Here is a 13,506-nt window from a genome sequence, read left to right as displayed (position 1 = left end):
CCCTCCTTGGAATGGCCACGACGTCCGGGCATGAAGTCGGCGTCGTCATGCAGCGGAGTTCGACCATGTCACGGTTCAGCACCCTCCCCTTCGTCGCCGCGGCCGTCGTGGCGCTGGCGACGGGAAGCGCCGCGGCGCATGCGCACCTGGCGTCCGCCACGCCGGCCCCGAACAGCGTGGTCGCGCCGACCCGGACGGTCGGCCTGACCTTCAGCGGCCGCATCGTCTCGACGTTCTCGGATTTCGACGTCGTCGACGCCGAGGGACGGAAGGCAGAGGTGCGGATCGCGCACGGCGACGACGGCAGGTCGATGACCGGGACCCTGTCGCGGCCGCTTGCGCCGGGCGTGCACCGCGTCGACTGGCGCATCGCCTCCGGCGACGGCCATCGCATGACGGGGTCCTACACCTTCACCGTTCGGTGAGCGGCGAAGATGCTCTGATCGGCCTGAGGCTGGTCCAGTACGCGGGCGCGTGCCTGCTGCTGGGCGTGCCGGTGTTCCTGCTGACGGCGGGAAGGCGCCTGAGCCTGTCCGGGGCGGGCGTCCTGGTGGTCGCGGGCGCCGTGGCCACGGCGTCGTGCGCCCTGCTCGCCGTCCTCGCGCAGACCGCGGTCATGGCGGGGGCGTGGGCGGACGCCCTGAACCGCGATGCGCTCTTGATGGTGGCCCTGCACACAGGGCTGGGACTCTCCATGCTCGTGCGTGCGGCGGCCGCGATGGCCGTGGCGGCGGCTGCGACCCTGCGTCCCGGGCGCCTGCGCTGGAGCGCCGCCACCGCGTTCGGCCTGATCGCCGTCGGCAGCTTCGCGTGGAGCGGACATGCCGGCGCGACGGAAGGGGTGGGCGCGATGCTGCACCCCCTTGCAGACGCCCTGCACGCGATCTCGGCCACGATCTGGTTCGGGGCGCTGACGGCGCTCACCCTGATCTGCCGAAGACCGGAAGCGGCCCGCGATCCGGCGACGCCGGAGGCTTTCGCCGCCTTTTCATCGGTGGGGACCGTCGCGGTCGCGACGCTGGCGCTGACGGGCCTCGTCAACGCCGCCTTCCTGGTCGGCGTCGAGCGGATCGATCAGACGCTGGAGGGCGCTTGGGGACGACTGCTCGTGGTCAAGCTGGCCCTGTTCGCCGCCCTGCTGTCGCTGGCGGCGTCGAACCGGTGGCGGCTGACGCCGGCCCTGGCGAGGGCGCAGGCGAAGGGCGAACCGCGGCCCGCCTTCGACCGCCTGACGCGGAGCCTGACGCTGGAGGTCCTGATCGCCGTTACACTGCTGGCGGTCGTCGCCGTCCTGGGCCTCCAGCCCCCGCCCGTGCACGCCTGAGGCGGAATTGGAAACGGCCGCTCCCGGTCAGGGAGCGGCCGTTGTGGTGGAGCTAAGCGGAGTCGAACCGCTGACCTCTTGAATGCCATTCAAGCGCTCTACCAACTGAGCTATAGCCCCGAACCCTCGCAGGTCGGTTCGCCGGGGATTGGTGTCGCCCCCCGGCGAGGCGGCGGAACCTATGTCAGGGCTTTTTGAGGATCAAGCCCGGTTCCGCCTTTTATTTTCGACCCGGATTCAGTCCTCGTCGTCACCCGGTTTGACGATCTCGTCCTCGAAGGAATCGTCGTCGTCCTCGTCCTCGATGAAGGGCACGGAATCGTCGTCGTCGTCGGACAGATCGTCGTCGCCGGCCTCGCCCATGCCCGACTCCTCGGTCGGATCCTTGGCGTCCTCGTCCTCGTCGTCCGGCGTCAGGATCGGCTCGTGCCCTTCCTGGTCGATCTCGGGGGTGACGACGGTCTCTTCTTCCTCGTCCTCGTCGCCGTCGGCCTTCTTGTCCTTGACCTGATCCTCGGCCTCGTCGTCGGCGTCGGGCAGGCCGGCGGGACGGCCGCGGCGGTTGCGCAGCTTCAGCGCCTCTTCCGGGTCGAATTCCGTGGCGCACTTCGGGCAGTGCGCCGGACGGCGGTTGAGGTCGTAGAATTTGGCCTGGCAGTTCGGACAGACCTGCTTGGCGCCCAGTTCGGGATTGGCCACGGGGAGACCCTGGAAAAGGAGTTGCCGGAAAGCGGGGCGCTCCCTTGCCACCGCGCGGGGCCGCTGTCAAAACCCCCGTCCCGCAAAGCCCGGAGGTTCCGCACTTTGGCGACCTCGCCCGACACCCTGACCGCGCGTCCCGGACGGCCCCTGAGCGGCGTCGTGACGGCGCCGGGCGACAAGTCGATCAGCCATCGCGCGCTGATCCTGGGGGCCATGGCGACGGGGGTCACCGAGATCGAGGGCCTGCTGGAGGGCGACGACGTGGCGGCCACCGCGCGGGCGGTCGAGGCGTTCGGAGCGGACGTGCGGCGGCTGGCGCCGGGGCGCTGGCGCGTGACGGGGCGCGGCGGATTTCGCCAGCCCGCCGGCATGATCGACTGCGGCAACGCCGGCACTGGCGTGCGCCTGCTGATGGGGGCGGCGGCGGGGCATTCGATCACCGCGACGTTCGACGGCGATGCGTCCTTGCGGAAGCGGCCGATGAAGCGGGTGACCGCGCCGCTGGCGGAGATGGGCGCGCGCTTCGAGTGGGCGGCGGAGGAGGATCGGCTGCCGCTGACGCTGACGGGCGGTGGACTGTCCGGGCTCACGTTCACGCAGACGGTCGCCTCGGCCCAGGTGAAGTCGGCGATCCTGTTGGCCGGGCTGAACGCGGCGGGGCGCACCGTGGTGGCCGAGCCCGAGAAGAGCCGGGACCACACCGAGCGGATGCTGGCGGCGTTCGGCGCGCACGTGCAGGTCAACGACCAGGGCGCCGGGTGGCGGATCACGCTGGAGGGCGGACAGACGCTGACCGCAACGGACGTCTCCGTGCCCGGCGACCCCTCCTCCGCGGCCTTCCCGCTGGCGGCGGGGCTGATCGTGCCGGGGGCCGAGGTGACGGTGCGGAACGTCATGCTGAACCCGCTGCGGACCGGCCTGTTCGAGACGTGGCTGGAGATGGGCGCGGACCTGATGGTCTCGAACCGTCGGGCGGCGGGCGGCGAGGAGGTCGGCGACCTGACGGCGCGACACTCGGCCCTGACGGGGGTGGTCGTCCCGCCGGACCGGGCCGCCTCGATGATCGACGAGTATCCGATCCTGGCCGCCACCGCCGCCTTCGCCCGCGGCGAGACGGTCATGCGCGGCATCGGCGAGATGCGGGTGAAGGAGAGCGACCGCATCGCCCTGATGGCCGCCGGGCTTCAGGCGTGCGGGGTGAGGGTGGTCGAGGAGCCGGAGGGCTTCACCGTCACCGGCGGGCGCGTGGCGGGCGGCGCGACCGTGGCCACCCACGGCGACCACCGCATCGCCATGAGCCATCTGATCCTCGGTCTGGCCGCGGAACGGGCGGTGACCGTGGACGAGCCGGAGATGATCGCGACGAGCTTTCCGGGGTTCGTGCAGATGATGCGTGAGTTGGGAGCCGACGTCGGATGAGCCGCGCCCTCATCATCGCCGTCGACGGCCCGGCCGCCTCGGGCAAGGGAACGGTGGCCGCGAGGCTGGCCCGGCACTATGGCCTGCCCTACCTCGACACCGGCCTGCTGTATCGCGCCGTCGGCCTGGCGGTGCTGGACGCGGGCGGGGATCTGGACGACGCGGCGACGGCCGAGACGGCGGCGCGAAAGATCGACGCGGCCCATCTGGAGGACGTGGAGCGCCTGACCGACCGCGGCGCGGGCGAGGCGGCCAGCCGGGTTGCGGGGCATCCGGGCGTGCGGGCGGCGCTGCTGGACTACCAGCGGGCCTTCGCGGCACGGCCCGGCGGGGCGGTGCTGGACGGGCGCGACATCGGCACGGTGATCGCGCCGGACGCCCCGGCCAAACTGTTCGTCACGGCCACGCCTGAGGTTCGGGCGACGCGGCGCTGGAAGCAATTGACCGGCCGGGGCGAGGTCATCGCCTTCGAGGACATGCTGGCCGACATCCTGCGGCGCGACGAGCGCGACGCGGGCCGGGGCGCCGCGCCCATGGTGCAGGCAGCCGACGCGGTCTTGCTCGACACCACCGAGTTGGATATAGACGCCGCCTTCGATGCGGCCCGCCGCATCATCGAGGCCGCGCGCGCCCGAATGGGCAAATCCAACGCGTAGGTCGCCGATCTCCGCGGGCGCCCTGGCCATCGGCCTCGCATCCTGACGACCTGACTTCCGACATCTCAACCCCGCGCGGGACCGTCCGGTCGCGCGCCCCAGCCTTTCATTCAACCCCAGAGCTTCATGACCGACACCCTGACCCCCACCCGCGACGATTTCGCCGCGCTTCTGAACGACACGCTCGGCGAGCGCGACCTTGGCGAAGGCCAGGTCGTCCACGGCCGCGTCGTCGGCGTCGAGAAGGACATCATCATCATCGACGTCGGTCTGAAGACCGAAGGCCGCATCGCCGCCCGTGAGTTCGGCATCGGCGAAGGCGCCGTGATCCCCAAGGTCGGCGACGACGTCGAGGTCTATCTGGAGCGCGTCGAGAACGCCCTGGGCGAGGCCGTCATCAGCCGCGACAAGGCGCGTCGTGAAGAAGCCTGGACGCGTCTGGAAGTGGTGTTCGCCGACGGCCAGCCGGTCAACGGCGTGATCGTGGGCCGCGTGAAGGGCGGCTTCACCGTCGACCTGGGCGGCGCCTCGGCGTTCCTGCCGGGCTCGCAGGTGGACATCCGTCCGGTCCGCGACGTCGGCCCCCTGATGGGCAAGGAACAGCCGTTCGCCATCCTGAAGATGGACCGTCCGCGCGGCAACATCGTCGTGTCGCGTCGCGCCATCCTGGAAGAAGCCCGCGCCGAACAGCGCACCGAGCTGGTCGGCCAGCTGCAGGAAGGCGAAGTCCGCGAAGGCGTGGTCAAGAACATCACCGACTACGGCGCGTTCGTGGACCTGGGCGGCATCGACGGCCTGCTGCACGTCACCGACATGTCGTGGAAGCGCGTCTCGCACCCGTCGCAGGTCCTGGCGGTCGGCGACACCGTCAAGGTGCAGATCGTCAAGATCAACCCGGACACCCAGCGCATCAGCCTGGGCATGAAGCAGCTGCAGACCGATCCGTGGGACGGCGTGGAAGCCAAGTATCCGGTCGGCGCCAAGATGACGGGCCGCATCACCAACATCACCGACTACGGCGCCTTCGTGGAGCTGGAAGCCGGCGTCGAAGGCCTGGTGCACGTCTCGGAAATGTCGTGGACCAAGAAGAACGTCCACCCCGGCAAGATCGTCTCGACCTCGCAGGAAGTCGACGTGGTCGTGCTGGACGTCGACGCCTCGAAGCGCCGCATCTCGCTGGGCCTGAAGCAGGCCCAGGACAATCCGTGGGACGCCTTCGTGGCCAATCACCCGATCGGCTCGACGGTCGAGGGAGAGGTCAAGAACGCCACCGAGTTCGGCCTGTTCATCGGCCTGGACAACGACATCGACGGCATGGTGCACCTGTCCGACCTGGACTGGAACGTCTCGGGCGAGGAAGCCATCCAGCGCTACCGCAAGGGCGAGATGGTCAAGGCCAAGGTGCTGGACGTCGACGTCGAGAAGGAACGCGTCTCGCTGGGCATCAAGCAACTGGGCGGCGATCCGATCGGCGAGGGCGACACCTACAAGCGCGGCCAGCAGGTCACCGTCACCGTCTCGTCGATCGAGACGGGCGGCATCGAAGTGAAGTTCGGTGAGGACGACGCCCCGGTTTCGGCCTTCATCCGCAAGTCGGACCTGTCGCGCGACCGCAACGAGCAGCGCCCCGAGCGCTTCGCCGTCGGCGACCGCGTCGACGCCATGATCACCGCCGTGGACAAGGCCTCGCGCCGCATCTCGGTGTCGATCAAGGCGCTGGAGATGAAGGACGAGCAGGAAGCCATCGAGCAGTTCGGGTCTTCGGACTCGGGCGCCTCGCTGGGCGACATCCTGGGCGCCGCGCTCCGCGAAAAGGCCGGCTCGAAAGAATAGGGCCTCGTCCAGGGCCTGACGCTCGCGACGCGGTCGCTCGCTTCCTGAGGCCCGGTCTCAGGCAGCGAGGGCCCGCGGCCCGCGCGGCAGACCACAAGAAAGAAGGGCGGCGGGAGAGATTCCGCCGCCCTTTTTCGTGCCCGTCGGCGAAAGTTCACCACGATCACGACGTTATTCGGCGCCCGAGGGGTTTTCTCGCCCCGCACGCGAGGTCTAGGGTGGCGTCGGAACCGGGCGACCACGTACGGTTCCGGACATGGGACTCACGGGCGGGGGCCTGCATGATCAAGTCCGAACTGATCGAGAAGCTGGCGGCGGAGAACCGCCACCTGACTCACGGCGAGGTCGAACGCGTCGTCAACGTCATACTGAACGGGATGACCGACGCCCTGTCCCAGGGCGGCCGGGTGGAAATCCGCGGCTTCGGGGCCTTCTCGGTGCGAGACCGTCCGGCGCGCGCGGGGCGCAATCCGCGCACCGGCGAAGCCGTCGACGTGCCCGCCAAGTCGGTGCCTTTCTTCAAGAGCGGCAAGGAGCTGCGCGAGCGGCTGAACGCGAGCGGCGACGCCTGATGGGGCTGTTCTCCGAGTTCAAGGAGTTCATCAGCCGGGGCAACGTCGTCGATCTGGCCGTCGGCGTCATCATCGGCGCGGCGTTCGGCAAGATCGTCACCAGTCTGGTCGAGCAGGTCGTCATGCCGCCGATCGGCCTGGCGCTGGGCCGCGTCGACTTCTCGCGGCTGAAGTGGGTGCTGGCCCCGGAAGATCCCGCGACCGACGCGGTCGAAGAGGTGGCCATCCAGTACGGCGCCTTCATCAACACCCTGATCCAGTTCCTGATCGTCGCGGCGGTGATCTTCCTGATGGTCAAGGCGATCAACAAGTTGCGTCGTGAGAAGGCCGCGGAGCCGGACCCGGCGCCCGCCGCGCCGACGCCGACCGAGGCGCTGCTGGCGGAAATCCGCGACGAACTGCGGGCCCGACCCAGGGGGTGAGTCGGGGCTGATCCGCCCTTGGACACCCTTGGACAGTCCGGCCGCACTTTCGTGGACATCGCACGGACACGGTCAAGCGGCCGACCGACCCCGTCGTCCGGCGCCCGGAGATTTTCCGAACCATAGCCGGTTTCGCCCGAACGAGGCCCGTCCCGGCGCCGTGTCCGGCCCCCGCCGCCGGCTTCACGCCATGTTGCGGCTTGTAATGACGGTTTTGCGATGGCCTTATCCGCGCGACATGGGGGCGGACGCGCGCTGGCGTGATCCGCGAGGGTTCAACACGGGCGCAAGCCCGGCAGTCCAAGGGTAGGCATGAACGTCGTCATTCTGCTGGGGGTGATCATCACCCTCGTCACGGGCTTGCCCGTGCTGATGCAGATCCTGAAGGGGCATCCCAGGGGTCTGATCATCTGCTTCTTCGCCGAGATGTGGGAGCGCTTCTCCTTCTACGGCATGCGGGGCCTGCTGATCTTCTTCCTGACGCAGCACTTCCTGTTCGACGACGGCTTCGCCAGCGGCCAGTACGGAACGTACGGCTCGCTGGTCTACCTGCTGCCGCTGATCGGCGGCATCGTGGCGGACCGTTACATAGGGACGCGCAAGGCGATCATGTTCGGCGCGGTCCTTCTGGTGATGGGCCACGGACTGATGGCCTTCGAGGGGCGTCCGGCGACCCAGACCCTGACCTATGGCGGTCAGGAGTATTCGGTCCAGATCGAAGGCCGCGCGGCGGCCCGCGAAACGCGACTGCTGGTCGACGGCCAGGCGTACGAGTACACATCCGGCGAAGACGGCCTGACGATCGAGGGCCTGGCCCCCGGCGGCGCCCTGCCCAACGTGCTGCCCAGCGGCAGCTATGAGCTGGAAGCCGAGCGCGACCAGAACGGCGTCATGGCCTTCTATCTGGCCCTGTCGCTGATCATCATGGGGGTGGGCTTCCTGAAGCCCAACATCTCGACCCTGGTCGGACAGCTCTACAAGCAGGGCGATCCGCGGCGGGATTCCGGCTTCACCCTCTATTACTACGGCATCAACCTGGGGGCGTTCTGGGCGGCCGTGCTGTGCGGCTACCTGGGCCAGAACTACGGCTGGAGCTGGGGCTTCGGCCTGGCGGGCGTCGGCATGGCGCTGGGCCTGCTGGTCTTCTGGCTGGGCAAGCCCCTGCTGCAGGGCAAGGGCGAGAGCCCCTATCCCGAACTGATCAAGAAGCCCGTGCTCGGGCCGATCAACCGCGAATGGCTGATCTATCTGCTGGGCTTCGTCGGCGTGGCGGCGCTGTACTTCGTCGTGCCGAACCACGGGCTGGTGGGCTGGGGCCTGATCGCCTCGATCATCGCCTCGCTGTCGTTCATCACCTGGTTCATCGTCTTCAAGCTGCGGGGCGACAAGGTGGCCCGTGAGCGGATGATGCTGGCCATGGTGCTGATCTTCGGCTCGATGGTGTTCTTCACCCTGTTCGAACAGGCAGGCTCGTCGCTGAACCTGTTCGCCGACCGGAACGTCGACCTGTCGTTGACGCAGACGGCCGGCACGATCCTGGGCATCCCCTACGGCACGCCCGATCAGCTGGCCGCCGCGGGCATCGCCACGACGGGCGGGCTGTGGATCGACACCTCGATCACCGCGGCCCAGACCCAGTCGTTCAACGCCGGCTTCATCCTGATCCTGGCGCCCGTGCTGGCGGCGCTGTGGGCCTTCCTGGCCTCGCGCAAGATGGACCCGAACCCGGTGGTGAAGTTCGGCCTGGGCATCATCCAGGTCGGCCTGGGCTTCCTGGTCGTGGTCTGGGGCGCCAACTCCGGCATGGTGGACGACGCCTTCCGCACGCCGCTGGTGCTGCTGGGGCTGCTCTATCTGCTGCACACGACCGGCGAGCTGTTCCTCAGCCCCGTCGGCCTGTCCGAGATCACCAAGCTCTCGGTGGCCTCGATCGTGTCCTTCATGATGGCGGTCTGGTTCATGGCGTCGTCGATCGCCCACTTCGTCGGCGGCATCATCGCCGCCGCCGCGGGCACCGAGACGGTGGGCGGCCAGGTGACCAACCCCGAGGCCGCGCTGCAGACCTCGCTCGACACCTTCAACATGATCGGCCTGTGGGGCGTGGGGATCGGGATCGGCTTCATCCTGATCAGCTTCTTCATCAAGAAGTGGTCCCACGGGGTGAACGATCCGGACAACCACCCCGGACCGACGCTGACCGATCGGGGTCAGGAGGACGGCAACGTCGCCCGTCCGCAGACCACCACGCTGTGATCGCGCATCACCGCTGAAACGAAGAGGGCGGCTCCGGTGACGGAGCCGCCTTTTTTGTGGGCGGCGCGACCGTCACACATCGTCAGGCCCGCCCGGATTGACGCATTCCGGCCACCTGGCGACGCTTTCCCTTTCCAGGAGGAGCATCCATGCATAAGCAAACCGCAACCCTGATCGTCACCGCCGTCGTCGCGGGCGTGGCCGGCGTGGTCGGCGGAGCCGGGCTGACCGCGCGCGCCGAAGCCGAAGCCCGGACGGCCGCTGCCGCCCAGCCCGCCCAGGACGCCGCTTCCGGGGACAGCGCCTGGATCGTCACCGCCGGCGGCGTCGAATACTGCTTCCTCTACAACGGCCGTCCGTACTGCCGCGGAGCGCAGCCCTGGAACTGACGCGGCGCCCGGCGTCGCGGATCAGAACGTGCGGCGGACCTGGACGAACAGCCAAGGGCTCATCTTCGTGCGGCGCACCTCGCGGTAGGCGACGGGGCTGACGTCGCGGGGGCCGGTGTAAATGTCGCGGTCGTAGCCGTTCTGCCGGTCCGTGGCGTTGCCGAGGTCGAGGCGGACCGTCGTGCGGTCGTCCGGCTTCCACTGGCCCCACAGGGTGACGAAGGGCTCGGAGTAGCCTTCACGCACCTCGCGGATGCGGAAGCTGGTTCCCCGGTCGACGTTGCACCCGTGCTGCAAGCCCCAGGACCATCGGCCGCCGGCCAGGTCCTGATTGAAGTCGACGCCGCAGCCGAAATACTGGTTGCCCTGGAAGCGGCGCGGCTCGCCGGTCAGCGGATCGGTGACCTCGGTCCAGGACCAGCTTCCGCGGGCGATCAGGCGGCCGCCGGGAACGCCCAGCCGGTCCGTGGGCAGGGTCAGGCGCAGCTGGAAGAAGTCGGAGGTGCCGTCGCCGATGTTGCCCACGCCCTCGAAACCGCCGACCAGCGGGATGATGTCGATGACGTCCTCGACCTCCGCGTGCTGGTAGGTGACGTCGAAGACGCCCTTGTCCCAGAAGCGACGTTCGTAGACGGCCTCGATCTCCCACGCCTTGTGCGGCTCGAGATCCGGATTTCCGGCCTCGACCTGGCCGATGTCGATGTCGGCCGAGGCGACGAAGTCGCCGAAGTCCAGCTGGCCCACCTCACGTTCCACGCGAAGGCGGAACTGGTGCCCCGGCGCGGGGGTGAAGGTCGCCTGCAGACGGGGCTTGGGATAGACGAACGACTTCGACAGGTCGGTGTCGCCCGACTGGCTGATCTCCGACACCTCGACCCGCAGGCCGGCCTCGATGGTCCAGCGGTCCGAGGGGCGCCACGTCGCCTGGCCGAAGACCTCGCCGCGCAGCTCCTCGACCTTCACCGACGCGTTGCCGAGCGGCACAGGGACGCCGTTCTCGGAATAGGCCGTGTCGCTGTCGAGGAAGTTGTAGGCCACCTCGCCGCCGGTCTCGTAGGCCCAGCGGTCGTTGGGGCGGAAGCGCAGCACCCCCCGGGCGATGGACTCGCCGGCCGTGGCGTCGGCGGTGAAGGTCGAGGTGTTGCCCGATCCGGCGGAATCGCCGACGTATTCTTCCTGCCCGTAGCGCTGCAGGGCGGTGAGTTCGAGGGAGGTGCGCGGGCTCAGATCGCGCGACCAGTTCACGCCCAGCTCGCCGTCGAGCTCCTCGTTCTCCTCGACGTTGAAGCTGTCGGCGCCGGGGCCGGAACGGATCAGCAGGTCCTGTTCGAACTCGTGCGTGCCCCAGCCCAGCAGGGCGTTCACGCGCAGGCGCCCGCCGGCCACGGTACGCTGGATCGCGCCCGTGCCGCGGATGTTGCGGAAGCGGTCCCACAGGACCAGGTCGGCGTCCTGGATCAGGTTCCCGTTGACGTCGTAGCGCCGTCGGAAGCCGTCGCCGGTGCCGTCGGTGCGGTCGGTGGTGGCCGAGAAGCTGGCCTCGGTCTGAGTCTCGCCCTCGCGGCGCGACCACTGGCCGGCCAGGACCGGACCGACATAACCGTCCGGATAGAAGTAGGCGTTGGCTTCCAGGACCCGCTCGGTGGTCACGGTGCGCTTCAGCACGACGTTGGCGACCACCGTCTGGCCCTGCATGTCGATGCCCGGCGCGCCGCCGCGGATCAGTTCGATGCGCTCCACGCTGTCGGCCGAGATGCGGCGGAGGACGCCCTCCAGCCCGTCGGATTTGGACGACGGCCGGTCGCCGTCGATCAGCACATTGCCCGCCGCGCCGGCGAAGCCGCGCGTGCCGTTGTTCCCCGGATTGAACTGGAAGCCCGGGAGGCGCGCGATCATGTCGAGCGCGGTGTTGGGCGAGGCGTTGGCGAAGAAGTCAGGCGTGAAGACCAGCACGCCGGTCTGGTCGGCGGCGGACGTCGGGTCGGCAGTCGGCGTCTGGATCACCTGCGCCTGCGCCGTTCCGGCCATGAGCGCGCAGATCGCCGCACCCGTCGTCAGAATGGTCTTCATCGTCCCTCTCCCTGTCGGCAGCCTGAGTGGACCGCGCCGTCTCCGCCCTCCAGTTACAAGGCGGCAAGGTGGGTGAATTCGGAGACAGGTTCCGGGCGGAAGCGCGGCGGCTCGGCCTCCTTGCCTTGACTTGGCCCCATTGGACGCCCATCTGCGGGGCCGTCGCACCCTCGCGACGACCGGCGCTCCGGCGCGTGTGGGCCCCTTCCCGGGCTTTTCCGTAGCAGCGGCCGGTTCCTCAAGATCATTCGTCGCCACGACACGCGGGGCGACGCCCGCACTGAAGGCCCGGCATGGGCCCGAAGGCGTGCGTCGATGCCCGACAACCGTCCGGCCGCGCGCGTCTTCGCACATGAAAGACGCCACGTGACGCAATCGAACTTCGAGACCTTCGGCCTGAACCCGCAGCTGCTGAGCGCGCTGAAGGCCGCGGGCTATGAGACGCCCACCCCGATCCAGACCAAGGCCATCCCCGACGTGATGGCGGGCAAGGACCTGCTGGGCATCGCCCAGACGGGCACCGGCAAGACCGCCGCCTTCGCCCTGCCGATCCTGCACCGGCTGGCCGCCAACCGCACCCCGCCGGTGCCGCGCACCACGCGCTGCCTGGTGCTGAGCCCCACGCGCGAACTCGCCACCCAGATCGCCGAGAGCTTCAAGACCTACGGCAAGAACCTGGGCTTCCGCGTCGCCGTGGTCTTCGGCGGCGTGAAGTACGGGGCGCAGGAGCGCGCCCTGCAGCAGGGTCTGGACGTCCTGGTCGCCGCGCCGGGTCGCCTGCTGGACCACATCCAGCAGAAGAACGTCGACCTGTCGCAGACCGAAATCTTCGTCCTGGACGAAGCCGACCAGATGCTGGACCTGGGCTTCATCAAGCCGATCCGCCAGATCACGGCGAAGCTGCCGGCGCGCCGCCAGAACCTGTTCTTCTCGGCCACCATGCCGTCGGAGATCGGCAAGCTGGCGTCGGACCTGCTGAAGGACCCCGTCCGCGTGCAGGTGACGCCCCAGGCGACCACTGTCGAGCGCATCAAGCAGTCGGTGATCTGGGTCGAACAGGGCAAGAAGCGCGCCCTGCTGACCGAGCTGTTCAGCGATCCCGCCTATACGCGCTGCCTGGTCTTCACCAAGACCAAGCACGGCGCCGACAAGGTCGCGGCCTACCTGGAAGCCGGCGGCGTCGAGGCCGGGGCCATCCACGGCAACAAGAGCCAGCCGCAGCGCGAGCGCGCGCTTCAGGCCTTCAAGGACGGCAAGCTGCGCGTGCTGGTCGCCACCGACATCGCCGCGCGCGGCATCGACGTCGACAAGGTGACCCACGTCGTCAACTTCGAGCTGCCGCACGTGCCGGAAAGCTACGTCCACCGCATCGGCCGCACCGCGCGGGCGGGCAAGGACGGCACGGCGATCAGCTTCGTCGCGGGCGACGAGATGAAGCTCCTGCGCGACGTGGAGAAGACCACCCGCCAGAAGATCCCGGCCATCGACCGCCGCAACGACAAGCAACTGGCCCAGCTGGACGCGACCATCATGGCCGCCGGGGTGGGCAAGAAGGCGAGCATCGACTCGGCCGGCGTCTCCGAACGTCAGGAGCAGCAGGGCCGCGGCGGCCGCGGCCGCAACCGCCGTCAGGGCGAGCGCCCCGAGAGCGGCGGCCAGCCGCATCGGGCGCGCAAGCCGGGCGGCCAGCGAGACCGGACGCATCACGCCGAGCGTCCGGCGGCGGTGAAGACCTACGATCCGATGGCCGGCGAACGCCCGGCGCCTTCGGCCGAGCCCAGGCCCGTCGGCGAGCTGAAGCGCCGCCCGCGCCGTCGCCGCCCGTCGAACGGCGGCAAGGGGTACGGCGGCCAGAAGGCGGGCTGA

Annotated in this window: 12 protein-coding genes and 1 tRNA gene; 10 read left to right on the top strand and 3 right to left on the bottom strand. The window is 69.3% G+C overall.

Translation table 11 applies throughout. The features are described 5' to 3' along the window. The first annotated feature begins 65 nt into the window (after positions 1–65). Both copC and copD read left to right on the top strand, forming a co-directional pair. The gene (gene copC, locus EFJ44_RS04245; RefSeq protein WP_125255916.1) at positions 66–425 is read left to right on the top strand and encodes a copper homeostasis periplasmic binding protein CopC; all 360 of its coding nucleotides are present in this window, start codon (positions 66–68) and stop codon (positions 423–425) included. Further along, the gene (gene copD / locus EFJ44_RS04240) at positions 422–1,324 is read left to right on the top strand and encodes a copper homeostasis membrane protein CopD (RefSeq protein ID WP_125255915.1); all 903 of its coding nucleotides are present in this window, start codon (positions 422–424) and stop codon (positions 1,322–1,324) included. Before copC ends, copD begins: the two co-directional genes overlap by 4 nt. A 44-nt stretch (positions 1,325–1,368) precedes the next feature. Here the strand turns inward: copD and EFJ44_RS04235 are convergent. Together EFJ44_RS04235 and EFJ44_RS04230 are read right to left on the bottom strand one after the other, a co-directional pair. Continuing rightward, positions 1,369–1,444: transfer RNA gene (locus tag EFJ44_RS04235), tRNA-Ala, on the bottom strand. Between the two features lie 117 nt (positions 1,445–1,561). Then, a complete protein-coding gene (locus EFJ44_RS04230) occupies positions 1,562–2,023 on the bottom strand; it encodes a TIGR02300 family protein (RefSeq protein ID WP_125255914.1) in 462 nt (153 codons plus the stop codon). Between the two features lie 105 nt (positions 2,024–2,128). On the opposite strand from EFJ44_RS04230, the gene aroA reads away from it, so the two are divergent. The 7 genes from aroA (at position 2,129) to EFJ44_RS04195 (ending at position 9,570) form a co-directional block, all read left to right on the top strand. After that, a complete protein-coding gene (gene aroA, locus EFJ44_RS04225; RefSeq protein WP_125255913.1) occupies positions 2,129–3,445 on the top strand; it encodes a 3-phosphoshikimate 1-carboxyvinyltransferase in 1,317 nt (438 codons plus the stop codon). Next, a complete protein-coding gene (gene cmk / locus EFJ44_RS04220) occupies positions 3,442–4,101 on the top strand; it encodes a (d)CMP kinase (RefSeq protein WP_125255912.1) in 660 nt (219 codons plus the stop codon). The genes aroA and cmk overlap by 4 nt, the downstream gene beginning before the upstream one ends. Positions 4,102–4,227: 126 nt before the next feature. Next, positions 4,228–5,934, top strand: coding sequence for a 30S ribosomal protein S1 (rpsA, locus tag EFJ44_RS04215; RefSeq protein ID WP_125255911.1), 1,707 nt, complete (start codon positions 4,228–4,230; stop codon positions 5,932–5,934). A gap of 281 nt (positions 5,935–6,215) precedes the next feature. After that, positions 6,216–6,506: an integration host factor subunit beta gene (locus EFJ44_RS04210; protein WP_125255910.1), complete on the top strand. Its 291-nt coding sequence runs from the start codon at positions 6,216–6,218 to the stop codon at positions 6,504–6,506. Next, positions 6,506–6,928, top strand: a complete 423-nt coding sequence (mscL, locus tag EFJ44_RS04205; protein WP_125255909.1) for a large-conductance mechanosensitive channel protein MscL — start codon at positions 6,506–6,508, stop codon at positions 6,926–6,928. The genes EFJ44_RS04210 and mscL overlap by 1 nt, the downstream gene beginning before the upstream one ends. A gap of 312 nt (positions 6,929–7,240) precedes the next feature. Next, positions 7,241–9,181 (top strand): peptide MFS transporter, encoded by a 1,941-nt coding sequence (locus EFJ44_RS04200; RefSeq protein ID WP_125255908.1) that lies wholly within the window; start codon positions 7,241–7,243, stop codon positions 9,179–9,181. 149 nt (positions 9,182–9,330) lie between these two features. Next, a complete protein-coding gene (locus EFJ44_RS04195; protein WP_125255907.1) occupies positions 9,331–9,570 on the top strand; it encodes a hypothetical protein in 240 nt (79 codons plus the stop codon). A 21-nt stretch (positions 9,571–9,591) separates the two neighbouring features. On the opposite strand, the gene EFJ44_RS04190 is transcribed toward EFJ44_RS04195, so the two are convergent. Beyond that, positions 9,592–11,640 carry a TonB-dependent receptor plug domain-containing protein gene (locus EFJ44_RS04190; protein ID WP_164511841.1) on the bottom strand — a complete coding sequence of 683 codons (2,049 nt, stop codon included), beginning with the start codon at positions 11,638–11,640 and terminating at the stop codon, positions 9,592–9,594. Between the two features lie 366 nt (positions 11,641–12,006). On the opposite strand from EFJ44_RS04190, the gene EFJ44_RS04185 reads away from it, so the two are divergent. Then, the gene (locus EFJ44_RS04185; RefSeq protein ID WP_420897369.1) at positions 12,007–13,506 is read left to right on the top strand and encodes a DEAD/DEAH box helicase; all 1,500 of its coding nucleotides are present in this window, start codon (positions 12,007–12,009) and stop codon (positions 13,504–13,506) included.

Origin of the sequence: Brevundimonas fluminis (assembly GCF_003934285.1) — a bacterium.
Taxonomy (GTDB): domain Bacteria; phylum Pseudomonadota; class Alphaproteobacteria; order Caulobacterales; family Caulobacteraceae; genus Brevundimonas; species Brevundimonas fluminis.
The sequence above is the reverse complement of the archived record's forward strand: the minus strand, read 5'-3'. Positions and strand labels throughout refer to the sequence as shown.

Coding starts and splice junctions, on each gene's coding strand:
- EFJ44_RS04210 (WP_125255910.1), top strand. CDS start 6,216: ATGATCAAGTCCGAACTGATCGAGAAGCTGGCGGCGGAGAACCGCCAC.
- mscL (WP_125255909.1), top strand. CDS start 6,506: ATGGGGCTGTTCTCCGAGTTCAAGGAGTTCATCAGCCGGGGCAACGTC.
- rpsA (WP_125255911.1), top strand. CDS start 4,228: ATGACCGACACCCTGACCCCCACCCGCGACGATTTCGCCGCGCTTCTG.
- cmk (WP_125255912.1), top strand. CDS start 3,442: ATGAGCCGCGCCCTCATCATCGCCGTCGACGGCCCGGCCGCCTCGGGC.
- copC (WP_125255916.1), top strand. CDS start 66: ATGTCACGGTTCAGCACCCTCCCCTTCGTCGCCGCGGCCGTCGTGGCG.
- EFJ44_RS04190 (WP_164511841.1), bottom strand. CDS start 11,640: ATGAAGACCATTCTGACGACGGGTGCGGCGATCTGCGCGCTCATGGCC.
- EFJ44_RS04200 (WP_125255908.1), top strand. CDS start 7,241: ATGAACGTCGTCATTCTGCTGGGGGTGATCATCACCCTCGTCACGGGC.
- EFJ44_RS04195 (WP_125255907.1), top strand. CDS start 9,331: ATGCATAAGCAAACCGCAACCCTGATCGTCACCGCCGTCGTCGCGGGC.